This is a genomic window from Teredinibacter sp. KSP-S5-2, from assembly GCF_032773895.1.
Taxonomy (GTDB): domain Bacteria; phylum Pseudomonadota; class Gammaproteobacteria; order Pseudomonadales; family Cellvibrionaceae.
In genome coordinates this window covers 2,227,492-2,253,838 of record NZ_CP120416.1, presented here as the reverse complement: position 1 = coordinate 2,253,838, position 26,347 = coordinate 2,227,492, and the positions used below count along the sequence as shown (strand labels likewise).

General features: G+C 46.2%; 23 protein-coding genes. 21 read left to right on the top strand and 2 right to left on the bottom strand.

Annotated elements, in window-relative coordinates; genetic code table 11:
• The first annotated feature begins 109 nt into the window (after positions 1 to 109).
• Positions 110 to 1,021 (top strand): diguanylate cyclase, encoded by a 912-nt coding sequence (locus P5V12_RS10035; protein WP_316957218.1) that lies wholly within the window; start codon positions 110 to 112, stop codon positions 1,019 to 1,021.
• A 59-nt stretch (positions 1,022 to 1,080) separates the two neighbouring features.
• Here P5V12_RS10035 and P5V12_RS10030 read toward each other — a convergent pair whose 3' ends face one another.
• The gene (locus tag P5V12_RS10030) at positions 1,081 to 2,049 is read right to left on the bottom strand and encodes a DUF523 and DUF1722 domain-containing protein (protein ID WP_316957217.1); all 969 of its coding nucleotides are present in this window, start codon (positions 2,047 to 2,049) and stop codon (positions 1,081 to 1,083) included.
• A gap of 63 nt (positions 2,050 to 2,112) precedes the next feature.
• On the bottom strand, positions 2,113 to 3,057 hold the full coding sequence (locus P5V12_RS10025) for a LysR family transcriptional regulator (protein ID WP_316957216.1): 945 nt from the start codon (positions 3,055 to 3,057) through the stop codon (positions 2,113 to 2,115).
• A gap of 549 nt (positions 3,058 to 3,606) precedes the next feature.
• On the opposite strand from P5V12_RS10025, the gene purE reads away from it, so the two are divergent.
• The 20 genes from purE (at position 3,607) to P5V12_RS09925 (ending at position 26,339) form a co-directional block, all read left to right on the top strand.
• On the top strand, positions 3,607 to 4,095 hold the full coding sequence (purE, locus tag P5V12_RS10020) for a 5-(carboxyamino)imidazole ribonucleotide mutase (RefSeq protein ID WP_316957215.1): 489 nt from the start codon (positions 3,607 to 3,609) through the stop codon (positions 4,093 to 4,095).
• Entirely contained in the window at positions 4,095 to 5,189 is a 1,095-nt protein-coding gene (locus P5V12_RS10015) for a 5-(carboxyamino)imidazole ribonucleotide synthase (protein WP_316957214.1), read from the top strand. The genes purE and P5V12_RS10015 overlap by 1 nt, the downstream gene beginning before the upstream one ends.
• 522 nt (positions 5,190 to 5,711) lie before the next feature.
• Positions 5,712 to 7,925, top strand: coding sequence for a phosphoenolpyruvate--protein phosphotransferase (ptsP, locus tag P5V12_RS10010; RefSeq protein WP_316957213.1), 2,214 nt, complete (start codon positions 5,712 to 5,714; stop codon positions 7,923 to 7,925).
• 343 nt (positions 7,926 to 8,268) lie between these two features.
• The gene (locus P5V12_RS10005; RefSeq protein WP_316957212.1) at positions 8,269 to 8,571 is read left to right on the top strand and encodes a hypothetical protein; all 303 of its coding nucleotides are present in this window, start codon (positions 8,269 to 8,271) and stop codon (positions 8,569 to 8,571) included.
• Positions 8,572 to 8,577: 6 nt separating this feature from the next.
• Positions 8,578 to 9,186 carry a DUF4255 domain-containing protein gene (locus P5V12_RS10000; protein WP_316957211.1) on the top strand — a complete coding sequence of 203 codons (609 nt, stop codon included), beginning with the start codon at positions 8,578 to 8,580 and terminating at the stop codon, positions 9,184 to 9,186.
• Positions 9,183 to 9,842: a hypothetical protein gene (locus P5V12_RS09995; RefSeq protein ID WP_316957210.1), complete on the top strand. Its 660-nt coding sequence runs from the start codon at positions 9,183 to 9,185 to the stop codon at positions 9,840 to 9,842. The genes P5V12_RS10000 and P5V12_RS09995 overlap by 4 nt, the downstream gene beginning before the upstream one ends.
• 119 nt (positions 9,843 to 9,961) lie before the next feature.
• A complete protein-coding gene (locus tag P5V12_RS09990; protein WP_316957209.1) occupies positions 9,962 to 12,775 on the top strand; it encodes a phage tail sheath subtilisin-like domain-containing protein in 2,814 nt (937 codons plus the stop codon).
• Between the two features lie 36 nt (positions 12,776 to 12,811).
• Positions 12,812 to 13,264, top strand: a complete 453-nt coding sequence (locus P5V12_RS09985) for a phage tail protein (protein WP_316957208.1) — start codon at positions 12,812 to 12,814, stop codon at positions 13,262 to 13,264.
• Between the two features lie 8 nt (positions 13,265 to 13,272).
• Positions 13,273 to 14,652, top strand: a complete 1,380-nt coding sequence (locus P5V12_RS09980) for a phage tail sheath family protein (RefSeq protein WP_316957207.1) — start codon at positions 13,273 to 13,275, stop codon at positions 14,650 to 14,652.
• The gene (locus tag P5V12_RS09975) at positions 14,649 to 15,302 is read left to right on the top strand and encodes a phage tail protein (protein WP_316957206.1); all 654 of its coding nucleotides are present in this window, start codon (positions 14,649 to 14,651) and stop codon (positions 15,300 to 15,302) included. The genes P5V12_RS09980 and P5V12_RS09975 overlap by 4 nt, the downstream gene beginning before the upstream one ends.
• A gap of 18 nt (positions 15,303 to 15,320) precedes the next feature.
• Positions 15,321 to 15,947 carry a LysM peptidoglycan-binding domain-containing protein gene (locus tag P5V12_RS09970; RefSeq protein WP_316957205.1) on the top strand — a complete coding sequence of 209 codons (627 nt, stop codon included), beginning with the start codon at positions 15,321 to 15,323 and terminating at the stop codon, positions 15,945 to 15,947.
• Between the two features lie 19 nt (positions 15,948 to 15,966).
• The gene (locus P5V12_RS09965; RefSeq protein ID WP_316957204.1) at positions 15,967 to 16,155 is read left to right on the top strand and encodes a hypothetical protein; all 189 of its coding nucleotides are present in this window, start codon (positions 15,967 to 15,969) and stop codon (positions 16,153 to 16,155) included.
• A gap of 1 nt (position 16,156) precedes the next feature.
• On the top strand, positions 16,157 to 17,407 hold the full coding sequence (locus P5V12_RS09960) for a hypothetical protein (protein ID WP_316957203.1): 1,251 nt from the start codon (positions 16,157 to 16,159) through the stop codon (positions 17,405 to 17,407).
• 3 nt (positions 17,408 to 17,410) lie between these two features.
• On the top strand, positions 17,411 to 18,034 hold the full coding sequence (locus P5V12_RS09955; RefSeq protein WP_316957202.1) for a phage baseplate assembly protein V: 624 nt from the start codon (positions 17,411 to 17,413) through the stop codon (positions 18,032 to 18,034).
• Between the two features lie 4 nt (positions 18,035 to 18,038).
• The gene (locus P5V12_RS09950) at positions 18,039 to 18,932 is read left to right on the top strand and encodes a hypothetical protein (protein WP_316957201.1); all 894 of its coding nucleotides are present in this window, start codon (positions 18,039 to 18,041) and stop codon (positions 18,930 to 18,932) included.
• Positions 18,933 to 18,962: 30 nt separating this feature from the next.
• On the top strand, positions 18,963 to 19,358 hold the full coding sequence (locus tag P5V12_RS09945) for a DUF4150 domain-containing protein (RefSeq protein ID WP_316957200.1): 396 nt from the start codon (positions 18,963 to 18,965) through the stop codon (positions 19,356 to 19,358).
• 3 nt (positions 19,359 to 19,361) lie between these two features.
• Positions 19,362 to 19,769, top strand: a complete 408-nt coding sequence (locus P5V12_RS09940; protein ID WP_316957199.1) for a GPW/gp25 family protein — start codon at positions 19,362 to 19,364, stop codon at positions 19,767 to 19,769.
• 7 nt (positions 19,770 to 19,776) lie between these two features.
• Positions 19,777 to 22,071, top strand: coding sequence for a putative baseplate assembly protein (locus P5V12_RS09935; RefSeq protein WP_316957198.1), 2,295 nt, complete (start codon positions 19,777 to 19,779; stop codon positions 22,069 to 22,071).
• A 37-nt stretch (positions 22,072 to 22,108) separates the two neighbouring features.
• Positions 22,109 to 24,940 carry a phage tail protein gene (locus tag P5V12_RS09930; RefSeq protein ID WP_316957197.1) on the top strand — a complete coding sequence of 944 codons (2,832 nt, stop codon included), beginning with the start codon at positions 22,109 to 22,111 and terminating at the stop codon, positions 24,938 to 24,940.
• Between the two features lie 61 nt (positions 24,941 to 25,001).
• Positions 25,002 to 26,339: a hypothetical protein gene (locus P5V12_RS09925; protein ID WP_316957196.1), complete on the top strand. Its 1,338-nt coding sequence runs from the start codon at positions 25,002 to 25,004 to the stop codon at positions 26,337 to 26,339.
• Positions 26,340 to 26,347: the final 8 nt, after the last annotated feature.

Below are 26,347 nucleotides of genomic sequence, written 5' to 3'. Positions count from 1 at the left end.
TCATTTATGTTGATCTTGGCTTTTTTCTATCCATTTCTGAATAAAATTTGCATTCATTCTTCGGTCAAACTTAACTATTATTAGGTTTTTACTCATTTCGATAGTGATTATGCAAATCGACGCACTCCTTTTGTCAGTGCTGGATAATATACCCGACGGCTTTGCTGTTTTTGACGACAAAAATCGCTTACTTTATTGTAATCAGGCGATGGCGGACTTTTTTTATACACCGAAAGATCTTAGTCAGGGCGTATCCTATCGAAAACTCATGCTCAATGCTTACGGTAATGGACGAGGTAAAAACCTCGGAGAAGCGGAATTTGAGCAATGGCTTACCCATGTGGAAGAGAGGGTCAACCTGAATATTGATAAGTCACTGATTGTTGATATTCATGATCATAAGTGGCTTAAAATTTCTCAACAATTAGTTGGTGAGCTCTTGGTGGTTCGTGGCTCGGATATATCGGAGTTAAAAAAAGCAAAAATCCAATTGATTCAGGCATTGGAAGATATTGAACATCTCAATGATCTGGATGAACTGACCGGTATACCTAATAGCTATTCATTTGAACGTACTGCCAGAGCTGAAATGGCCAGATGTAAACGTTATGGCCGGGCTATGTCATTAGTGCTACTCAATATTGATAAAATGAAAACGCTCAATCGAGAAAACGGTTTTTTGGTTGGTGATGAAATGCTGCAGTTTTTCTCTAGAAAAGTACGAGAGCAACTAAGACATACTGATTTTTTGGCTCGTTTGGGTAACGACGAGTTTGGGATGATTTTACCGGAGTCCAGTTCGTCCGATGCGTTTTGTCTGGCTGAACGTTGCCGTAAAAAAATTAAGCATTATGCTGTTTTGCCGAAAGCTCTTGAGTATACGGTGAGTATAACCATATCTGCGGGTATTACCGAAATAAAAACCACCGATATTGATGTTAACGATTTGTATATTCGTGCGAAAGAAGGACTGAAAATGTCAAAAGGGCGCGGACGGAATACCTGTACTATCGTGGATTAATTCAAAATAGTGGGGCTGTATCGTGACCCCACTGTCAAGAACAAAACACCCCAAATGCATTACAGTTGATTTCTTAACATCAGCTCCTGAGGATGTGGTTGCATATAAAGGGAGTCATCAATATATTGATCTGGGAATTTACGGAAGTGGTGTTTTAAAATTGTGATTGGCACAATCAACGGCACCAATCCAGTCCGATATTGTTCGATGGTTTCTTCCAACTCTTGCTTATCGTCGGTATCCAATTGTCTTTTGAGATACCCTTGAATATGTTTAAGTACATTGGTGTTGTTTTTACGCGTAGCGGGTTTGGACAGAATGTCCGTTACTTGCTGTAAGTACTGTTCACAATAATCGTTTTGTTCAAATTCGCCGATTTTAGCTACTAGCTGTCCAAGCTTGCGGGTTTTGCTTTGATTGTGACTCATGTAGATGAGTTTGTGTTGGGCGTGAAATCGCACCAGTTGCTTTTTACTGGGGTTGCTGCCAATAAGTTGCTGCCAGCGATGATATAGAAATACTCGTTTAATAAAATTTTCCCGTAACATCGCATCACCTAACCGACCTTCTTCTTCCGTGGGCAGGTTTGGGCAGTGTTGAGTAATCACCGAGGCAAAAAGTCCTACTCCATTTCGTTTGGGATTATTTTTGTAATAAACCTTAACCCGTTCCATTCCACAACTGGGGGAGTCCTTTTTGAATATATAGCCGGAAAGTGTTTTCACCCAATCCAATTGGTCTTTTCCGCATTGGGTTAACTTATCTGTTACATCCAGCTCTGGTGTTTTGGTTCCAATACAGCGAACTTCGCCGTCAATGGTATCTGTCACCAAACGAATGGGTTCTCGTGGAATACCTAGCCCGATACTTACCTCCGGGCAAAAGCCTCTAAATTGAAAATACTGGGAGAGGGTTTTGGTTATGTAATCGTTGTTTTTGTGACCGGTATCGAACCTGACTTTTTCACCAAGCAAACAACTGCTGATTCCAATCGCTATGGGGGTATTTGTTTGTTTTTTATCCGACATGAACAGCTCAACTCTAATTCCCGGTAATTAAAGAACTTTATACGTGTGTGGCAGTTCCACGGTTTACGACATATCGCCAATCCTGGCTTTCAGTGAGTCTAATCCCTCTCCTTGGTTAAGATAGCTTAAAAATGCCTCGGCGATGACCGAAAGTCGTTTGTTACTGGGGTATACCAGCTGCCACCGACACTGAATTGGCATGCCTTCGACCTCCAGATGCTTGATGCCAGCTATTTCGTCAAATGCCAGTGTATGTTTGGATAAGATGGAGATCCCAAGGTCTTCAGCAACGCTGTGTTTGATGGCTTCATTACTGTCGATCGTCATCCGGGCGTTAAGCGATATCTTGTGTTCTTTCATAAAGTTTTCGATCAGGTTTCGGGTGCCTGAGCCTTGTTCACGCATGATGAAAGGGTATTTCTCAAGTTCTGCCAGCGTAATTTTTTCCTGAGATGCCAGTGGATGCTGTTCGCTGGCAATGGCTACCAGGGGGTTGGGTAAGAAATCCAGCGTGCAGATGTCCATATTTTGAGGGGCATGGCTGAAAACACAAAAATCGTCCAGAGACGAACGTAGTCGTTCAATAATCTGTTCCCGGTTGCCTATTTTCAGCTGAATATCCACGTTGGGATAGCGTTTACAAAATGGGCCGAGCAGGTGAGGGATAAAGTATTTTGACGTGGTCACCACGGAAATTTTCAGTGTTCCGGATTTAAAGCCCCGTAAGTCCGCCAGCTTCATATCCAAGCGGGAAAAACTATCCAGTATTTCCCGTGCGCTTTGTACCAAAATCAGCCCTGCGTCAGTAAAAACCAGTTTGCGGCCGACTTTATTGTATAGCGGCATGCCTATGGCATCGGCCATTTTCTTCAACTGCATGGATATGGTGGGTTGGGTCAAATGCAGCTTTTCAGCAGCCTTGTTGATGCTGCCTGTATCGTAGACGGTAACCAGTAATTCCATTTGTCGAAAGGTGCCAATGTGAGAATGAAGTCGAGAATTGGCCATAGCTCTACCTATAGATAAATATCTATGAATTCTAGATAAGAAATCTATTATTGTCTATCGTGATACTTTGGCATGATGCTTGTGCGTGAGGGGTAAAACCTGGTCCTCTCACGCAAGTAACTGTTTTCGCGACAACAGTACTTTTGAAAAGTCGACCGTGATTGCTGCATAGTCAGGTAAAGTGCTTTGCCCTTTGTCACATAGGTGTGTTCAAAACGACTTTTCACTCTGGTGATTTTGAGAACATTGTGCCCCTCTGTGTTGGTCCAACTCCCAGTACCACTGATCGATACACACAGTGTTTTCAAGCTCCAGGGCTAAAGTATTGATGTCGCTTTTTTATTTAAGCCGCAAAGGCGCCCCTTTTGGGGTAAAATTAAGGGCTCGTCTGAGCCCTTTTTTACTTTTCGTGAATAGGCGTGACAGCGAGAGAGGTCTTCATTGGTCTGATATCTACTGTAAGCTACCGGCTTTTCAGTAATTCAGGGCCAGCGAAAATCTCTTGGTCGTTTTATTGGTTTTCATAAATTGAGTAATAAAAGAGGTTATATGAGCAGTAAAGACATATCAGTCGGGGTCATTATGGGCTCAAAGTCGGATTGGCCAACAATGGAAAAGGCATGCCAGGTACTCGATCAGCTGCAAGTAAAATACGAAGCCAAGGTCGTGTCTGCCCACAGAACCCCTGACCGTCTGTATGAATACGCCAAGTCTGCTGCGGATAACGGTATCAAAGTCATTATTGCCGGAGCCGGCGGTGCTGCTCATCTACCTGGAATGACTGCGGCCATGACCCACCTTCCTGTTGTTGCCGTTCCTATTCAATCCAAGGCTCTTAAGGGTATGGATAGTCTACTTTCTATCGTCCAAATGCCGAAAGGGGTTGCAGTTGCCACACAAGCTATAGGAGAATCCGGCGCTTTTAATGCTGGTCTATTGGCTGCGCAAATCCTTGCTTTGTCTGACGAAGCATTAACTGGCAGATTGATTGATTGGCGCGCACAACAAACCCAAGAAGTCGGGGAAGAGGTCGAATAATGCATGTTGCAATCATTGGTGGAGGCCAACTTGCAAGAATGCTCGCATTAGCGGGCTGGCCCATGGGCATAAAATTTTCATTTCTGGTCGAACAAGACGAGTCCATTCAATGTGTGGAAGGTTTGGGTACCATTGTTCGATTGGATTCAAGCCACACACCACAGCAGATATTTGAGGATCTGGGGCAACCAGACCTTGTTACGGTTGAACGTGAATCGGTAGATGTTGTTTTGCTCAAAGGTTTGGGGGAGTTTTGTCCCGCATACCCTAACGAAAGAGCCGTTTGGTTATCCCAAAATCGCATTCGTGAGAAAGAGTTTCTAAGATCGCTGTCAATTCCAACCGCCGACTTTTTCGGTTTTCACGGCGGCGATTCCATCGAAAGCCAGATTTCTATGCCGGTGGTCATTAAATCAACAGAGTTCGGTTATGACGGTAAGCATCAGTGGTTGATTAAAACCGAAGATGACTTGAAGGCGTTTCAGGCTTTGGGGCTTGAAGGTGAGTTTATTGCTGAGTCCTGGGTGCCCTTTGATAAAGAAGTGTCCATGATCGCAGCGCGTTCGGTTAATGGCGAGGTGTGTTGTTACCCTTTAACTGAAAACGTACACAAGCAGGGCATTCTTTCTACGTCTATTGCTCCTGCAGAAGGGCTTACTGACGCGCTGGAAAATAAAGCTGAAGGCTACGCGCAAAAGATCCTGGAAGAAATGGACTATGTTGGTGTGTTGGCGGTGGAATGTTTCCAGGTTGGCGATCAGCTATTGGTGAATGAACTTGCACCTCGTGTGCATAACAGCGGCCACTGGACACAAAACGGTTCGTTAAACAGCCAGTTTGAAAACCATTTGCGTGCCCTGTGTGGGTTCCCGCTTGGTGATACCAGTGTTTCTGGCTATACCGGAATGGTAAACATTCTTGGTGGTAACAAACTTCCTTCCAGTGAAGAACTTATTGCCAGCCATGCTAATGTACATTGGTACAACAAAACACCAAAAATGGGCAGAAAGCTTGGCCATGTAAACTTGAATTACGCAGACTTGGGTGAGTTGAAACAAGCCATGCAAGCCGTTCTGGCAACTGTGGATGATTAACCCCCGATAAGACAAAGCCACCTGAGTACACCGGGTGGCTTTTTGTTATTTCCTATCCTCGTCCTTCTGGTTATTGCAAATGGTAGCGAATACCATCTCCCTTGATATAAGATAAAGTGCTCAATGCTTGCAGGCTATAGCCTTGGTTTTGAGGTATTGGTTCCCTGTAGTCGCATAGGTTTCTAGCCTGGCAAGGTAACCTCTTCAATATTTTCTCGCGGTGTAATAATTACCCTAACGGCTAGGATGACACTGAATTCAAACCAGATAATAGGGTTTTGCGCATTGCGTTCTACGTTAGTATTTGGGGAGCAGTACGCAAAACCGGGTTATTCTGAACTAGACTGTATTGAAAGCGGTGATTGAAGCCGCAACCTGTTTTCATAAACCACCCTTATGCCGCAAAATTGTTTTTAGGCACGCCAGGTAAGGCAAATTTCTGGTGTGGTTAACTTAGTTGTAAGCTTCTTTGTTGGGGCTTATAAAAATAAAAACTGTTTTTCACACACTCTTACGTCGTCTATGAGCAAAAATACTGTGATGGAACTGACGCGTATTATTCAAAACGCGTCGTTAGCGCCCAGTTCAAAAGAGCAAGTACAAATTATTGTAGATGCGATCAGTGATGTGATTCACATCGATGTGTGCAGTTTGTACCGTAAAACGCCATCGAACAAAATGATTCTCCTGGCCAGCCATGGTTTGGCATCCAATCGCCCGGTTATTTTGGGAGAAAACCAGGGGCTGGTAGGGCGCGTCGCATCGCAACGGCACAGCATTAATATTATTAACCCCGAGTTGCACCCTGATTATCTTTACGTGCCATCGTCCAAAGAAGAAGAGTTTCACAGTTTTTGTGGTGTCCCGCTTGTACATCATGGTGAAGTGATTGGGGTGTTGGTGGTACAAAGTCGGCGGGCCGAATTATTGGCCACTGAGCAAGAAGCCTTCCTTTCAACGCTTGGTGCGCATCTCGCCTTATTAATCGCCAATATTCCTGCAGAAAGCTTAACGTTTAATCAGGAAAACGAAAAAAAGGTAGGTGTTAGCGGCTCTCCTGGCATATCCATTGGTCGAATTAAACTGATCAAAAGCAGTGGCCTGAATTCCGTGCAGGACAACCCCTGTACAGACATCGAAGAAGAAATCGAAAACTGGAAACAATTAAGAGAGCAGGTTAGGCAAGAGTTAAAAGAAGAAAGAATTACTGTTGAGCGCGAGTTGGGGGATAGCCTGGCTTCGGTATTGGATGCTTACCAGCTATTTCTTGACGATATAGGCTTTAGTCAGAAAATTGAAACTGAAATTCGTCGCGGCAAAACCTTGTTGTGGGCAATAAAGCAAACAATTAAGTTTTTTTCCGATCAATTTCAGGCTATGGATGATCCATACTTACAGGCGCGACATGAAGATATCAATGCACTGGGAAATAAACTATATCACTCCTGGCAGGGTACACATTTAACCAGTGAAGATATCCAGTCCGAAGAGCCGGTTATTCTTGTCGGCGAACAAATTACGGTATCGGATATTGCCAACTTGCCAACGGAACAATTAGCCGGGATTATTTGCTATACCGGTGCAGCTTTATCGCATATTGCAATTTTTTCTAACGCACTTGGCATTCCTGCGGTGTTGGGTGTGGGAAGTTTAAATGTTCAGGATGGCGATTACGTCATTGTTAATGCCGATTCCGCCTACATTGTTTTAAAACCCAGCAGACAGTTAATAAAAGAATATCAGGTAGTGCTCAAAAGTCGGCAGGCATTTGATGAGACCCTGAAAGCGAAATTAAAAGAGCCTGCCGTCACTCAGGACGGCGTTAGAATTCAATTATTTGCCAACTCCGGGTTGCAGGCGGATATTATGCCTGGTGTGAGAAACGGCGCTGATGGTATTGGCCTGTATCGTACTGAAATTCCATTTATGATTCGGCAAAACCTGCCTACCGAAGATGAACAGGTAAAAGTTTATCAGCAAGTCATTTCCGCTTATGAGTCCAAACCTGTTTATATCCGAACCCTGGATGTAGGCGCAGATAAACCTTTGCCGTATTTACCGCATGTTGTTGAAGAAAATCCGGCCTTGGGTTTGAGGGGTATACGTTTTACCCTCGATAATTTGCAGATCTTGCTCACCCAATTCCGTGCGATTATGCGCGCAGCGGAAGGCAAAAGTAATGTCAATGTTCTGTTACCTATGGTGGGTGCTACGCAAGAACTGGATCAAAGTATTGAGTTGCTGGAGTCTGCTTATCGGCAATTAAGCGAAGAGGGTGTTTCGGTAACCAAACCGAAAATTGGCATTATGGTTGAAGTGCCAGCGACCATTTCATTATTACCTTTCTGGAAAAATAAAATTGATTTCGTTTCAATTGGCAGTAATGACTTATCACAGTATTTACTGGCATTGGATCGCAACAACACTTTGGTGGCAAAACTTTATGATCCACTGCATCCTGCCGTGGTACATGAAATTAAGCGAATAAAAAGTATTGCAGATCAATATGAAATTGATGTCAGCTTGTGTGGTGAAATGGCCTCCGATCCCATCGCCGTTGTTTTGTTGGTTGGCATGGGAATTCGGCGCCTCAGTATGAGTTCGGCCAAAATTCCGTATATAAAATGGTTGCTCAGTTCGCATACCATTCAGGACGCGGAAGAATTTGCAGCGAAAGCTTTAGCTTGTGATACCTCAGCAGCAATACGAGAGTTAGGCAAAGACTTTGTTCGCTAACCATTTTTAATTCTTTTTATTTCTTGTACTTCTCCTATTCCCGAAAATAGTGTTTTGGCATTATTTTCGGTTGATCTAATTGCAAAGAGCTTCTTTTCTCGTTTCCATCATTCTTTTTAGATGAACGTCCGTATGAATATTGGTCGATAATATTCATATTCGTTGTATTACCCATCCTGTTTATGGGCATCCTGCATAGTTCCTAGTTACATGGAACTAGTCATTGGTTCATTAATGGCTCGCATTAGCCATACCAGCCATATTTACTCCGGTCTAGCATACATAAGGTATCGATCTTGAGGACACCTCTATGTACAAGGTCGGCCTAGTGGCCTTTCCACGGATGTTACGAAACATTTTTGATCGAGCATGTGAGCAATATTCGCAGATGTACTGTGAAGTGGTTGATTTTAATACGGAAGATATCTCCGATTTAAATAAAAACCTCGATGCATTGGTTATCTACGGAAAGGAACGAACTAAGCACTCAGGAATTCATTTTCTGGCGGAAAAGATCCCCGTGTTAGTGTTAAACGGTATTCAAAAGTACGCGAATAAAGGCATTATTTTTTTTGATACCAAAACCAGCACAGCGGATTCGATTTTAAATTTTCTTCTGGAAGAAAGTAAAAGGCGCGGGAAGTAGGCAGTAATGGCAACATATAGAGTGTTGGAAAAAACCAGCGAAACACTTGTCAGCTTATTGGAAAAACGCTTGCTATTGGCAGGTATGAACAATGTTGAAGTTCGTGTTGTGACAACATCGGCATTCAGTGAACTGCGTACGACATCCAATCCGGTCATTTCAATCTTTTTATATCAAGTTGCGGAAAATACCGAAACCCGCAATGCACCCAGGTTTACCAATAGTGATGGTTCAATACAGCGACAGCCACTGGGTTTGGAGTTGGGTTATCTGATTACCCCCTGGGGGGCACGCAGACAAAATGTGTCAGACAGTCAGGCAGCAGCAGAAGAAACCGTATTAATTGGTTTAATCCTACAAACCTTTTACGATGCCGCCGAAGTTGGCACAACACAATTAAGTCAAGGCGTGGGTCAGTCCGTTTGGCAAGCGGGCGATGCCATGCAAATTATCTGGGAATCACTACCCATAGAGGATCACTACCGTATTTGGGATTCTTCTGAATTGGGATATCGATTATCGCTGACCTATCGGGTTCGGGTATTGGGTTTGGCCGCGACACCACAGGATGGTGGAGCCCCCGTTGCCGAAGCCAATTTTGGAGGTGGATCGTGACTTTATCTCCAAAAATATGGCAGCATAAATTTTCCTTTGCATTGCGTTTTATTAATCATTTTTCGCAAAAACCTATTACTCAGGAATTTCCGGTTCGGTTAAATCATTCCTATATCAAACCAGTTACCAATGCGAGTCAATCTGCTCGCTGTCATGCCGATGGTACTTACCGTTTTATTAATCTCATTGAAGGCAATCACGAAGTTTTGTGGCGGCCACCGTTTACCGCTGATTTTAATCACTGGACCAATTGGCAAACCCCCATTGATATCAGCTTACCTATGCCGGCAGGAAGCAACGCGATAACTCAAGAGCTATGGCCGACGCCATCCGCTTCGGTTGAACCGGGTATGACAGCTATTCGGGGAAAGTTAATTGGTAATCAAGCGGATAGTGTGCATGTTCGTATTGCTAGAAATTTAGCCATGTCGACCACTTATTCCTTCTCTGACCAATATGGTGAGTTTCTTTTTCTATTTCCCATGCCTGAACGATTAAATAATCAAGGTAGATTGGAACTAAACATTGAGTTGGAAAATGGCAGCCGAAATGTCATTCGCACCGAACTTATTCAGGGAGGCGTTGCGCAAATTTACCCCGGCGCAAATTTTCAAATCACACCGGGTCAGGAATCCCGTGTGAGATTTTTTATTTAGCAAAGGCGAGTTAATCAGGAAGGGTAAGCTGACCCTGACCATTTATTTGAGTTGCTGTTGGATAACGAGGTTGCTCTGAACAATACAGCACATTCACCACACCGACGGAGAAAAGCGAGATGCCAGAATATCTACACCCCGGCGTATATATTGAGGAGACTTCTTACCGCGGCAAACCGATACAGGGCGTAAGTACCAGTACGGCGGGCTTTGTTGGCAAAACGCGTAAGGGGCCAGAAGGAAAACCAACGTTAGTCACCAGTTTTAATGACTATACACGTAAATTTGGTGCCCAGGTTTCACCACCGGAATTACTGGGTGACTACATGGGACACGCGGTTAAAGCCTTTTTTGATAATGGCGGCAGTCGTGCATTTATTGTGAGTGTGCTTGCGTCAGATGCGTTAGCCGCGAGTCAAACGGCTAATCAGGGAACCGTATTGCGGTTGCCAACGGGGACGACTGTCCGCGGTGGCGCCACCACTTTTACGTTAAATTCATTGCGTAATGTCGCTGTCGGTAGTGTGCTACGTGTTTACACCCGGCCGGATACATTAAGCCCATTCAGCGAAAGCTTGCTACTCAATGTGCAATCCTATGACGCGCTGCGAAATCAAGTGACGGTGGGCGCAAACGAAATTCCGAATGGCACCACACTCACAGCGGCCAATACCTACATTCTGGTATCTGGAGTATCACCTCATGGTGTAGCACCGAACACCGGTGGGCCGGAAATTACCGCAAAAAACCGTGGTGAAGACGGTAATAATATTACGGTAAATTTTATCCCTACCGATAGAACCCCGGTTGCGTTAACCAGTGGTTCTGCGTTAAGGGAACAACCGGTTCTGGAAACGGTGGCTGGACCAATTGCGGATGGTGCCGTAACAATAGAACTGAGCAGTGCGAGTTTACGACGTCTTCGTGTGGGCGATCAGATTGCCGTCGGCACGGTTGAACCCTTAACAGTCGGTGCCATTGCAGCAGCCACATTGGACTTCACAATTAATGGCGGTGGTCCCGGCGCAGATTTTTCTGCCGGTGGTGCAACCGTGACATTAATTTCCCGTGGTGGCGTAAATCTGCCCACACCATTTGAGTTGGGTACCGTTGAAGCGGGCAGCTTTGATTTAACCGGTTCGCCCGTCACTGAAGCCAATGTCCAGCATGGTGTTGCCGCTGCGCTAGTTGCAGGTGATGTCATTCGATTGGACGATGGTGGTAATCAAGATGATTTAACCATCACCGCCGTTCAACTTGCACAGGATGTTGCGCCGGGTGCCCATGTTACTTTAGCCAGCCCGGTTTCTCCGCAGCAAACCGATGCCGATATTCGATTACTGGCAACACTGGACGATAACACTTTGCCAACGGCCCGAATCATTGTCGCCGATGCCAGCAGCTTTACCAGTCCGTTTCGTACCAGTTCGGCTGAACCGGTTTCGATTACCAACGGCAGCGTGTATTCCGCTGCACAAATACTGTTAGTCGATAGCGCCAACAATACTTTGTACGTCACATATTCCAACGTCGCAGGAAATTTTGGCGAAACAGTAACAACAGGCAACTGGACAACGCTCTCATCCACAGAGGTCGCCGCACATGGTGATACCATTGTGAGTGTTGCATCGACAAACAGTTTTTATAGTGGTGCGAAAGTTTTTCTTGATAACGGCACCCGACAATTTGAAGCCGTAGTTGCATCGGTTGACCCCGCTGCGCGACGAATTCAGTTTTCTCAACCCCTGGATTTAGGTGGCGCGGGTCAGTTTATAGAACTCGCTGCAAATCCGTCTGACCGCCGCGCATTTGTGCGCACCGCAGAAATTACCTTGGAAGTTTATGAAAACGGTGTATTAAGTGAAGTCTTTGACGGACTTAGCTGGAATACCGATACCAGTACGGATGCGTATCGACGTTATTTTGTTGAACGCATTAATGATGACGAAGCGGGTTCTGATTTAATTGAAATTACTCAACCCGGCAACCCTGGTTTTGCTCAGGTTAACCAACCGGTTACGCCTAACGGTTTGGCGATGTCCTTATTAAATGGCAGTAACGGTAGCAACTTAACTGCAGTAGATTTAATCGGTGCCGACAACGGTCCAGGCAGTCGAACCGGTATCGAAGCGCTCAACGAACGAGACGATATTTCCATTGTTGCTGTGCCGGGTGTCACGGATGAGTCTGTGCAAAGCGCCTTGCTTACACATTGCGAATTAAATAAATATCGCATTGCTGTTCTGGATGGCGAAAAAGGCAGTAACTCCGTTAGCGATATTCAAGCCCACAGAAATAATTACGATTCCAAATACGGCGCTTACTACGCTCCCTGGTTAAAGTCATTAGACCTCACCACCGGTCGAACTGTTTTAGTTCCACCCAGTGGCCATGTTATGGGAATTTATGCCCGTTCCGATGCCAATGTCGGTGTGCATAAAGCACCGGCTAACGAAGTGGTACGCAATATCTCTGACCTTGAATTTCCATTTACCGCTGGTGAACAGGACATTCTCAATCCGGCTGGTGTGAATTTAATTCGCGAACTCACGCCGCGCGGTATTCGGGTTTGGGGCGCACGTACCATGACCAGTGATCAGGAATGGAAATACGTCAACGTCAGACGATTATTTATTTTCCTTGAACACTCCATCGATAAAGGCACCCAGTGGGTGGTATTCGAACCCAATAACGAAAGCTTGTGGGCAAGGGTGGTGGAAACCATTACATCATTTTTAACCGGAGTTTGGAAAACCGGTGCATTAATGGGCACCACAGCAGATCAGGCATTTTTTGTTCGCTGTGATCGCAGCACTATGACACAGGATGACATTGATAATGGTCGGCTGGTGGTGGAAATTGGCGTTGCACCAACATACCCCGCTGAGTTTGTCATATTCCGCATCGGTCAATTTACCGCAAGCAGTAATTAGTGACCTGGAAATCCATTACCTATTGGAGAGTTAGTTATGGCAACAGAAAGAAACAATCCGTACTCAAATTTTAATTTTATTGTTGAGCGTGATGGGCAGGTTCTGGGTGCATTTTCTGAAGTGGGCGGCTTGGACAGCGAGAACACACCAATCGAATATCGAGAAGGTGCCGACGCAACCAATGCAGTAAGAAAGCTTCCCGGTATTGAAAGCTACACCAATATCACATTAAAACGCGGCATTACCGGCAATATGGCGTTGTGGGATTGGCGTAAGGAAGTCCGTGACGGCACCGGTGCTTTTCCTCCCACATCCACGGTCACCATTAAATTATTAAATGAACTGCGCGATGAAAATTCACCGGCTATGACCTGGACGGTAACAGACGCCTGGCCAACCAAAATAACCGGCCCGAGTTTGTCTGCAAAAGGCAATGAAATTGCCATTGAGCAAGTGGATCTGGCTCATAGCCGCATTGATATTTCATGAGTTGAATGATGTCGACAGCAGTTTCATACAGCGTACCGGGAATTTATCACCGGCCCAGCCAAAGGCAGGCATCCTTTTCCCGTGTACGCACGGACATTGTAGGCTTCGTTGGTATTACCGGCGCAGCGCGGCATTTGCATAAAGCGGTTGCCGTCAACGACTGGCAAAGTTATGTCGATGCGTTTCACCGCGATGAACGAGGTCGTGAAATTGCTGTGCCTCCAGGTTCGCAATTAGATCAATCCGTAAAAGATTTTTTTGCCAATGGTGGTGCGCGTTGTTGGGTCGTGACCTGTGCTAACGATATACGCAACCTTGATAGCGACAAACTGAGTGCACTTATGCTCGGTTACGACGATCTCGATCAGCATCACGGTCTGGAGTTGTTGTTACGGCAGGAAGAAGTATCCATCGTTGTGTTACCGGAGCTGGATGCGGAAATTGTGCCCGATCGTTTACCTTCAGCAGCAATATCGATTGACGGGCCACCTTGTTTTGTTACCTGCACACAAATTGCAGAACAAATAATGTTGGAAAATCTTGCGGGGCCGTATTTATCCTCGGAACGTTTTTTTACCGATCAGGAAGTATTGCAATGCCAGCGTTATTTACTAACACGCCTGCAACGGGAAAGCTGGCGCTGGTTTGCTTTATTGGCACCACCACCGGATAAAAGTGAATTGGCAGCAAAAAAATGGCACGACCAATTAGTTCAACACAATCCCGAATGCTACCACGCAGCACTTTACTGGCCCTGGGTGTATTCGCAAACCGCGCCGGGTTCGAGTATTCAATTGCGTTCTCCCGTTGGTTTTATGGCCGGTGTTTTTGCTCGCAGGGATTTAGCCAAAGGCCCTCATAGTGCTCCAGCCAATGAAGTATTGACTAGTGTGGTTGGTCTGCAGCAGGAAGTCAGCGAAAAAACCATAGAAAATCTTTACGACCACGGCATAAATGTTATTCGCAGTTTGCCCGGCCGAGGGGTGCGTATCTGGGGCGCTAGAACCTTGTCCTGGTCCCGTGATACTCGTAACGAGGCGTTAGGTTATATCAATGCCCGTCGTTGTTTAACCGCAATTGAACGCACCGCCGAGCGACTAGGTCAGCAAATAGTTTTTCAACCCAATACACCCATACTGCGGCTGCAAATATTCCAAACACTGGTGTCCTATTTAAGCAAAGTTTATGAAAGCGGCGCATTGCTCGGTGACGATGAGCAAAGCGCTTTTTTTGTGCGTTGTGATGGCACCAATAATCCAGCCGAAAATGTGGAGCAGGGGTTGCTCGTATGTGAAGTGGGTGTGGCGTTAGCGAAACCGGCCGAATTTATTGTGTTTCGAATTGGACGACGGGAAGGGCTTTCGGAAATTGAGGAGCTTAACGCATGACAACGGCACTGATTCAACCGGCACCGCAATTTAATTTTTCCGTTGTGCTTTGGGATACACCACAAAGTACCGAGTTCGGTGATATCGCCACATCCGTTGGCAGTGCCTTAATTGATATTGGCAGTCAAATGTTGTTTGGTGCATTTAACGAAGTGCAGGGGTTGGACAGTGATGTTGAGGTTGAAACATATCAGGAAGGCGGCCTAAACAAACATCCTCACCGTTTTTATAGCAAAGGTAAATATCGCAACCTGACATTAAAACGGGGCTGCAGTTTTAATACCTCCATGTGGGATTGGCACAATCAGGTTATTGCCGGCAAACAAAAATTACGTAAAAGCGGCATTGTTATTTTATTTGATCGCGGCGGCCCGAACCTGGTGCAGGCCGGCTTGCCATTTCTTGATCGCATGCCGGTGTCAGCCTGGATGTTCGACAACGGTTTGCCTGAACGAATTACCGGGCCTCAACTCAATGCCAAAGGCAATGAAATTGCCATTGAATCCATGGAGATCAGCCACGAGGGGCTGGTGCGTTTATCGCCTTCATTAATTCCTGGTTTTGCTGATATTAACTCCGCACTTGGTGGTTTAGCCGCAGCGGGTGCCGCTGCCGCAGTCGCGGGTGTGGCGGCAACGTCCTTATTGTGATGAAAAACGGGTAACGATATGGGATTAAGCAAAGCAAAAATCAAAAATATCTCCCGTGATAATGGCGCGGAAGTGGATGTGCTGTTTAATCCAACCGATTACAGCATCACCACCAATATGAATTACGCCGAAATTAATGTGCCCGGCCTGCGAGTGCCACTGATGCAATTTGTTCGCGGCGATGCGCAGGTTTTAGCCGCTGAACTGTTTTTAGATCGCAGCACCAGTGGTGATAGTTTAAAGGAAGACCTCGACCAATTGCGTCAGTTCGTCACCATTGATGAAGAACTTCACGCACCGCCGGTATGCAGTTTTAAGTGGGGTGATGTCGACGAGTTTCGCGGTGTTATTACCAACTTTCAGGAAAAATTTTTACTCTTTAATGAAGACGGAAAAGTCCTTCGTGCGCGAGTGACTTTGTCCATGAAAAGCTATCACCCGGCGGAGTTGCAGTATCAGGAATTAAACCTGCAATCACCGGACAGAACCAAAACCCGAATTGTTCAGGAGGGGGAGCGTTTGGATATTATCGCCGATCAAGAATATGGCGATGCCACGCTCTGGACAGTGATTGCAGAGGAAAACGGCATTACCCGGCCCAGGTTAATTCAGGCCGGGGACGTGCTCACTATTCCACCATTGTAGAAAGTAAAAAGGTAACCAAGTGGCGGTAGAAATCAACAACGTGAATGCACAAGTGAGTATTCGTGAGTCATCCACGAGTACAACACCGTCTGCTAATTCCAATTCGGCCAATGTGCAGGACGTTGACACATTAAGAGAATTAATACGGCCTATGGTAATGGAAATTATTCAGGAAGAGCTGAACGAACACATGAGGCAGCGAGGTTAAAATGTCTGGCAACGGGACAACAGGTCCAGCGGCGGAATTATCTAATAACGCATTACCGGGAACGCAGTTTTATGCCCCGCGTGCGCGGCTATTGGATGCTGCAACCGGTGAACCGGTCACGGTGAACAGGAGGCCTGTTCATGCCGACATTAAATCTGTTCGTTTGGTACAAACGCACAGCGGTGTATCGCAAGCCACCATCACGTTAAATAATCAGCGTCATCATGCGGATAGCCCTTACAACCCATTAGTGCCCACCTGGCTGTATAACGACTTTGATGAAATAAAATTTGGCAGTGAACTAAAACTGCAATTGGGTTATGCCGAACAATGGCAGGACATGATTGTCATTCGGGTTACTGATATCGCCTTTAAATTTCCCTCACAGGGCGGTGCTCAGGTGGTCATTCAAGGGGAAGACAAACTTAGCTTATTAAAAACCAACCCGGATGAAGATCATCGTTATCGTTCACCCAATGCAAAAGAACTGGCAATGGTTCGCGATGTGCTGCAACGGGCAGGTGGTGCCTTAACATTAGCGGGCAGTGCAGCGGAACCTTTTAGCGATAGTTTAAATACCATTACCCATCAAAAAGGCCAAAGCTATTTGCAGTTTATTCAGTCTATTGCAGAACGCATGGACTACGAAATTTATGTTGATGCGGAAAATCCGAGCCAAGTCCATTTTGAAGAATCCCGCTCCATGACATTGAACGGCATTGTCGAACTCACCTGGAATAAAGATTTAATCGACTTTACCCCAAGGTTTAAAGTCTGGGAATTAAAAACAGAAGCCAAAGCGGAAGGTCGCAGTCGCACCGCGCGTCGACGTGTGGCGGAAGTGGTGGCGGCCAATGAAATTGATGATGACTTACATACCGCACCGGGCGGTGATACCCCCATGCACGCGCTGGAAGTACGCAGTCAGTTTTTTTCCGCAGGCAGTATTCCGGAAAAAAATGTTGCCAGTATTTCCGTGAGTAACCTTGACGCCTCCCGCGCGCAAAAAAAAGCGGTCTCTGCCTTACGAAAATCCGCCAGGGAATTTCTGACTGCCGATGCCACCACATTGGGTTTTACCCAACTTAAACCGGGTATTCATATCAATATCAAACAAATGTCTGCGCCCTTTGATGGCATTTATTACGTAACCAAAGTTGTTCATACCCTGGATCAAACCGGGTACAAATCTGTTTGTAGTTTGCGTCGTCCAGGCATGCTGGACCCAAGTGATTATCCGGGGAGCGATTAAATTATGCTGAATAATGCCTACGCACAAATTATGCAACCTCAGGAAGACGCACAACGTAGCGGAAGAATTCAGGGCTTGCGTTACGCTGAAGTGATTCGCATTGAAGAAGAAGGGCACATATTGCAATGGCTTTCGGGCAATGTTGCCACGGAATCCGCACCCGCACGGGTGGCCAGTTTTATGGCCGGTAAAGAACGCGGTGCTTTTTTTGCGCCGGAAGTGGGCGATGAAGTGGTGGTAGGGTTTGAAGAGGGTGATTTAGATAGCCCGGTAATTTTGGGCGCGTTATGGAGCGATGTAGATGCACCACCCACGCAGGCCGATACATCGGAAGATAATAATATCCGCACTATTGTTTCCCGCATGGGGCATGAAATTACTTTTGACGATACCCAGGGCGAAGGTAAAGTTTTAATTAAAACCAAAGCCGGGTTACAGGCGTTAATGGAAGACAAGGACAGCAAGGTAACGATTAAAGTTGATGACAGCAATATGATTGAAATCACCAACACGGGTATTACTTTGTTGGCCGGCACAACCCTCACGCTGAAAGTTAACGACAGCAATAAAATTGAAATTTCCGCCTCAGGCGTAACCGTATCCGGACAAACCATTAATTTGAACTAATGATATGAAAATAGTGGCAGACAACAATCAACTCGCAGCGTATTTCCTGGTAGGTGCTCGCGCAACGCCGGGTACGGAGGTTGATATGAACAACGGCAGACCGGGTGAGCAGGTAGGCGTAGTTGTCATTAAACAGACTGTTGATCTGGCTGCTCAAGTAAGTGGTCTTCAACCGGTGCTCGATGTGGATGCGCCATATTTGGATGGAATGGGTAATCCAGATAGTTTTCCCGATTTTATCCGTTACGAAGCGGACATAGTCACGGCAAAAGAAAATATGGACATTGTGGTCATTCGACATTTAAACGACGTTAATATTGGCCCGCCCGCTGCCTTGTTTGGTTCATTGTCGATACGTGGACGCGGTGAAAATACGTTTTGCCATATTAGCAATCAGTTTCGTTACGGTTGGTTAGACAGAAAAATTTCTCCTAGGGTAGATGATGCTTTTGATCCTGCAATTTTTAATGATGCTGTAAACCCTCCAGAATTTGATTTTGACCCGGCAACGGAATTATTACCAAAAGGCTATCGTAATCGTTTTGCTAATGGCGCTGGCGTTGCCAACCAATTGGCGCTATTGGGTAACGAACAGGTGCATTTACAACCGGACATGGGGTTGGATGCGGATCGTATTTCCAGTATTACCACGGGTGCGGTCATTCGTTTTACTCACGCAGGCACACTGCATAATTACGATTTAATTATTCCCGTCAAACCACAGTTAACCATCAGCGACGATCAGGGAATATTAAACCCGCAACCGCCTTTGACAGTTCGTGTCGATACCGTTGTATTTGATTTCTCGCTCGCCGAATTTTATGTGATTTGGCGGGGTGCAATATTGTGGCCCGAATGGCAGGAACGTTTGGAAAAAGCTGAATTAACGATTCACTAAACATCACAGAAAAAGGTATGGAATAGCGAAATGGGTAGACCTACCACAACCAAATCCGGCGGCATTTGTTTTGCGTTTCCCAATGTGTGTTTGACACAAGTGGGGCCGGCAACTGTGCCTATTCCGTATCCCAGTATTGGTCAGTTAAGCGATACCAATGGCACAGCAAGCAGTGTATTGGTTGCTGGTAACGAGGTGGTAGTGGAGTCCTCGGAAATATCATCCACCACCGGTGACTCAGCCGGTCAGGCGGGAGTGAAATCGGGAACCATTGGCGGCAACGTGAAGTTTACCTTATCGCCATCGACGACAGTGTTTGCCGAAGGTAAAGGCATAGTACGCATGTTCGATCAAACCTGGCAAAACAATGAAAACGCCGTAGGCGTTGTGTTGGGCGGCGAGCCCACTGTATTAACCGGGGGTTAAACAATGGCAAACAATGCAGTGCGAGCACATTTAGGTAAGGGTTGGAATTTCCCCGTGCGCCCGGATTCCTCTGGTCGTTTGAACTATGTCGGTTACGAAGAAGATGTGGAACAATCCATTGGCATTATTTTGCAAACCGCGCATAACGAACGGGTTTTATTACCGCGATTTGGAGCCAATTTGCCGCATTATTTATTTGCCGGAAATTCACCGGTCACACATCGACAGGTGGAAGAAGATGTACGCAAGGCACTGGTTGCCTGGGAACCAAGAATTACTGTGGAGCGTGTCCAGGCTTATGCCGATGAACAGGAAACCAATCTAATGTTGATCGAAATTGATTATGTGGTGCGTCGATCAAATAGTTTTTACAACCGGGTTTTCCCTTTTTATTTAAACGAAGCAGGGTAGCGCAATTATGCCGTTACAACAGCCAAAACTCGACGATCTTGATTCTGCCACCGTAGAGGCCAGTTTGCGCAGTGAAATTCCAATTTATGCGCCGGAGTGGACAGATCATAACGATTCCGATCCGGGAATTGCGATGATCCAATTGTTCTCGTTATTAACAGAACAAATTGGCTATCGTTTAAATCAAATCCCGGAAAAAAACTATATTGAATTCCTGAAAATGGTTGGGGTAAAACTGCAACCGGCAATTCCCGCCACAACCAGAATGAACTTTATTATTTCCAAGCCGGATAAATGCGATATTTTTTCACTGCCGAAGGGCAGCCGAATTAATGCCAGTACACCCGCAGAACCGGCACCGGTATTCGAAACAGATACACAAATAGATATTCTACCTGTTCAGTTGGCGGCAATGGTCACCACTCAGGCGGCGGATTTACGCAATATAAACGACGTGGGGGAAACTGGCCCCGGTGCACTCGACCCGCAAACTTATATCGATACCCGTTACAGTTTGGCGTGGGATGGTAAATCCCCAAAATTAAAAGATATGCCCGTTGAACCGGTATCGTTGTTTTATGAAAGCACGGAAAACACCCATCAACATCTCTGGTTGGGGCTTGCATTTAATCAACAGCTTAATGCCGGGTTTCTCGGGGCACGAGTTACGTTAACGTTACAACTGGACGATGACGAACAACCGGATGAAGAAGCCGTTGCTCAGTGTGGACAGGTAGACACACAACTGCTTGACGAAGATAACGTGGCCTATCGTTATTACCGAAAAGCCCGTGTCGGCGAAACCGAAGGTAAATGGCAAAGTCTGCCCGTAATTGGGGACAGTACAGATAGCTGGCAAAAATCCGGTGAAATTCGTTTTGATGTACCAATGGATATGGGGCCCGTGGCGGACGATGAATGGTTAGCGGTGGAAGACACCGGCACTGATACTATTGCGCACCCGTTGGAAGGCAGTTTAAAAACACCGGTAGATAACACCGGAGATAAAGTTGCCGTTAGCGGTTGGTTGCATGTCGAATTTATTAATGTGCGACCCAAGCTGCGTATTCGCACACTGTCCTTTAATGTTGCACCGGCTACCGCTGCACAAACTATTAAAAATGAAGAATTACAGCGGGGTGATAATAGTCCAGGGCAGCAACGTACCCTGGCCAATCAAAGTGTGTTGGCGGGCAGTTTAAATTTAATCAGCCTCGGCCCACCACCGGTAAGAGAATTACGGCAATGGACGCAGGTGGACAGTTTTGATGGTGTATCCGCACAGGAACGAGCCTATGTGCTCGACCCGGAATCGGGGCAACTGGTTTTTGGTAATGCCATACATGGGCGTCCACCGGAAGAAGGGGAACGACTCATTGCTCAGGAATACCGTTATGGAGGTGGAAAAAATACCGAGTCGGATGTTGGCTTAGTTAATATTCCCAATTCATTACCGCCAAAAATTGAAGCCGCAGTGAATATTGTTTCCGCTTTGGGTGGCAGAGATACGGAAACCACCGAAGAAGCAAAATTACGTGCGCCCGGTGAATTTCAATCCCAGGCTCGCGCGGTAACCAATGACGATTTTACCTTCCATGCAGAACAAACTCCCGGCGTTCGCGTGGCCCGTGCGGAAGTGGTCAGTTTACATCGTCCGCGGCCCGAGTCAGGTATAAAAGGGCCAGGACTGGAGCTGGATAAGGTGGCTCCCGGCGTGGTTTCTGTACTCACCGTACCAGATGAACCCGGACTGTATCCAACACCCACCAAAGGCATGCTTAAACGTGTTTGTCAGCACCTGGATCGTGTGCGTCTTATTACTTCGGAAGTTTATGCCGCTGCACCACAGTATGTGCGTTTATTTGAGGTTCAGGTGCGCATTATGGCGGAACCGGGTTACAGCCGAACCGCATTAACCGAAGCAATTAGCGAACAATTAAAAAATTATTTTCATGTGTTAACCGGCGGTGAAAACGGCGAAGGTTTTGGTTTCGGTGCGGTTATTCATCATGCGGACTTGGTGGGGCAGGTATTTCGTACGCCCGGTGTAAAACGCGTCGAGCAGCTTAGTGCCTGGTATGACGGCAATACCCCGGAAAATGTCGACCCGGAATTTATCTGGCGGCGACAATATATTTTTAAAGAATTATTGAATGTACCCCAAGGGGATGAAAGCTGGAAAAACTACGCCAGATTATTAACGTCTTGTCCGGCACAAAGCCACGAAGATGAATTAATTCAACTGGAAGAAGATGAAGTGCCGTTTGTAGATACACAAAGTTTAACGGTGCAGGTTCTATAGCGGTGTTGATAATGGACATCAAGGTCGGAGAATAAACATGAGTCAGTCTGCTGTTTTTCAGGATGCACAACGTATTGGGTTAGACCCCAATAATGCGCAGTGGATTTCGCTGACCTACGAAAAAGACTGGCAGGAAAAGGTTACACTCAAACACCTTATTTATGATGCCCACCGTAACGTTATCGAACTGGAGCCTTTGTTACCGGAGTATTGGCAGAATAACAATGCCTGGTTTGCATCAGAACCTGTTGCCGATAGTAAGGGCAATGTTTATCGGGTAGACAGTAAAAAACATCAATTATTAATACAGAAAATTGGCACTGATGTTTTTCAACCGGTGGAAAATATCAGTGGCCCTGGACACTATACCGGTTGCCTTAACACACCGATCAGTGTCACGGTTGATCGTCGTGACTGGTTGTATGTTGCGGATTCCGCAAACCATCGTGTGCAGGTAATTCGACCGGAAGATGGTACGGTGGTGGCCACCTTGGGTGAGGTTGATGACTGGGGGCGTCCATTAGCGGGTGACAAAAACGGCGCAATGGTGGAGCCGGTTCATGTCGCCGTGGATGAAAAAAAATGTCGGATTTATGTGGTCGATCGTGCGGCAATTAAAATTCATATTTTTGATCATCGTTTCCATTACCTTTCCAGTTTTACTCCCGTTACCTGGGAACCACATACATTGACGCCCAGGGCAGAGGGTATTCAGCCGGAAATTGTTGCTGTTGCCGTGTTGGCGGATTCTTCGTTGGCGGTGTTGGATTTAACGCGACCACGATTGCAACATATGACCGCCAGTGGCGAACCACTGCACGATATTGCGTTTCATGCATTGAACAACCCATTTCAGGGTGGACGTCCATTACCGATCCAATTTGTGGTCAGTGGTGAGCTGTATAGCAAAGCCATCGACAGTCGAAGCTATCACTGCCACTGGCATAAACTTGCGGTGCAAGCGGAATTTCCGCAGGGAACCCAGGCGCATATACAAAGTTTCGCATCGGACGAGCCGGTTGTGGACGGTCGACGCATTTGGGCTCCGATTAATCCGGTTGCCATACCCGCTGAATTTGAACCCAATACCGAGTCGATAACATACACCCGTTTAGTGCAATCGGATACACAGCGCTGGCTACGGCAACAGCAGGGGCCTTTTGAGCGGGTGATGCCAAAACTGTCGATACAGAATACTGGCCCCGATCAAATCGATGAATTTTATTTGCCGGGTCAACAGGCAAGAAAATTACGCATTAACGATCAAATAGAATTTGATAATGGCTTGGGGGATAAAGAAACGCACACTGTGAGTGATATTGCACCCGTCACAGCGGATTTTGCGCTTTACGGTGTGCAGCGGTTATATACAGCAGGTGCGCGTGTTTATATAAAACGGAGAACCAACAAAACCACCTCCCGGCAGGATGATTTTTACGGACAACCACGTTTGCTATTGGAGCTGACTCCTGGCCAGACTTTGGATTTACACTCCAATAAAAAACAAGGGCATATTCACAGTAAGGAAATCAGCCACAGTATTGCCGCATTTTTTCAACCCGGAGACGAATACATTATTCGACAGGGCAATGATGTCAGTCGAATCATAATTGAAGGACTGGATGAAGGGCTGAGAAAAATCACCTTAAGTGCTGCTACGCAAGGGGATTATTCCACATCGTATTTAACTTGTGTATTTTCCAGTGGGCGACTGTTTGCCGGCAACTTATCCAGCTTTGATCATCAAACGTTGTTAAACGAACCGGTGATTGTTGAAAGCCTTGATCCACTTCCTGGGAGTAATGCACAACTGACTTTTGTGGATATTGAGCCGAACAGCGATATCGGCCAAATATGGTTGAAGGATTCAGCCATTCAAGGCAGCGTCGATTTTGCCAACTGGCGACAATTTTATTCCGCACCTGCGGAAGCAACAGATCGCGGTCAATACATTTGGTTGCGCCTCAAAGTTTTCGGTACTGTTTCCAGACAGCGCCATCAATTCAGTTTAAATACGCCAAGTATTCATGCATTGAGAGTTCAAACCCCCAGGTTCTCCTATTTGCGAATGTTGCCTGCGTTGTTCTCCCGCCGGGAAAATCGTTTAGACCCAACGGGCTCACTCTTTATCGAACGCTTTCTGGCGTTGTTCGAAAATAAATTAACCGATATTGAAGCCGCTTACGAAAGCGTTTCCCGATTACTTAACCCGGAGACTACCAACGAAGAATGGTTACAGTTTCTTTCGACCTGGTTGGGTTTAGTGTTTGACCCCAGTTGGCCGTTAGCAAGACGTAGACAATTAATACTGGAAGCAGCAGAGCTGTTTCAAAAACGTGGTACCGGGCCAAGCCTGCAGCGTTATATTGAAATTTATACCGGCAGGCAGCCGCAAATAATGGAAGGTTTTCAGTACCGGCCATCACAAGCATTGGTGGTGGGACAAACCGGCCGCCTGGGTTGTTCCCGTTTAGATAGTGTCAGCTGTGACGATGCACCTTACGCCCACAAGTTTACGATCTATGTTTATCTCGATGATGACTGTGAGCGACAAAAACTGGAACCGGTTATTCGACACATTATCGAATTAATGAAACCAGCCCATACGCAATATCATTTGTGTGTTATCTACGCTTACTCGCGTGTTGGCTTGCAGTCTCGCGTTGGTATCGATATTCAGTTAGGCAATACGCCATCCAATTCTTTGGTGTTAGGTCAGGGGCCGGTGGTGGTGCCTTATCAATATCAACCGGAACTAAAACCGGTATTAGGCCGGGAAATTATCGGCAATTCGAATTACCAGTATGTGAAAAAATTAACCAGTAGTTTTACCGGTCAACCGGGAAGAACGCCTCAAATATTTTTGTAACCGATTTATCACATCGTTTTAACCTGAATGAGCGATGTCAAACCGGAAGGAGAAACTGATCATGTCTGTCTGGGACTGTAACAAACCAAGTGAATACAACCAGGGGAATTGTGGTTGCCTCCCGGCTGGATTTACCCGCCTGCGGTATTATTTTGGCAAGCATTTAGGCGTATCGGATTTCGTTGACGAACAACGTTATAACGTAGGCAAACATCGGTTTCACAATCAACGTTTACACGGCAAAGGCGTGTTGTGTGGTTTAAAGATCAGCCTGCCAAATGACGATTCGGCCAGTCCGACATTATTAAAAGTACATCGCGGTGCGGCGATCGATTCCTGTGGCCGGGAAATTATTGTCGGCTTTGACCAGTGCATTGATGTGGATGCCTGGTTTAAAGCGGAATACATGCGGCGTTATCAAGCCGACCCGCTAACCACCTGGCCACAAAATGATTGGTTAGGCGATGGCAAAGTCACCTTCTGTGTGCTTATTCGTTACGTCGAAACACCTCGTAACCCCGAGCCTGCGCCACGGGATATATGCAATTGTGCTGAAGGCGGGTGTGAATACGGGCGAGTCAGTGAAGAATATGAACTGACCTTAATGACGTTATCTGAAGCTCAGACAATATCAGAACAGCATTTATTCCCCAGTAAAAATCAGATAGAAAAATCCTTATTAGACAAAGAAGGCCGTCTGGATTTAATTGGTGGCTTAAGTGAATCCATTTTAGCGGGTTGCCCATCGGATGATACGGTGAAATGGTTGCGTTTGGGCTGTTTTGTCGCGAAAACGGAAAATGTCATCACCGACCCGGAAGCGCGAAACACCGCGCTTGATAACGGCGAGAATCCTGCGGGTGATGTTGTCTCGCTGGAACCAACCGAGGTAAGTGAGCCGCCTCCCATTTTGTTATCGACAGAAACCATTCAATACCTCCTTGCCAACCTATATAAAGATTTCGAGGCGGATGACAACGCACCGCACATTATCGAAGTGTTATGGCGAAAACCCGATCCGGGTGAAAATAGATATCACATGATTCTTCGTTTAAGTGGCAATGTTGCGGAGAATAGTATTTCCGAACAGGAGAGTTTTTCCTTGCGTCAATTGGGTGAAACCGGTTGGACAGAACCGGGAGAACGAAATGTGCGTACTGAATACGTCAGTGATTTTGAAGGTTTTGGCCCTGCGTTAATTGTTGCCATAGACAACACACGAAATTTCCTGACCGACGGGGAAATTTACCACCTGTACAAAGCCACCGATATCCACCCGATTGTCGATAACCAGTTAAGAGAGTTGCGTCCATATCGATTTCAGTGGCGGTTTCGGTTAGCCGTTGATGGTGGCAGTGGTGACTTTGTTATGCAGTTACCACCATTTAATAATCCGTAGTGAAGGGG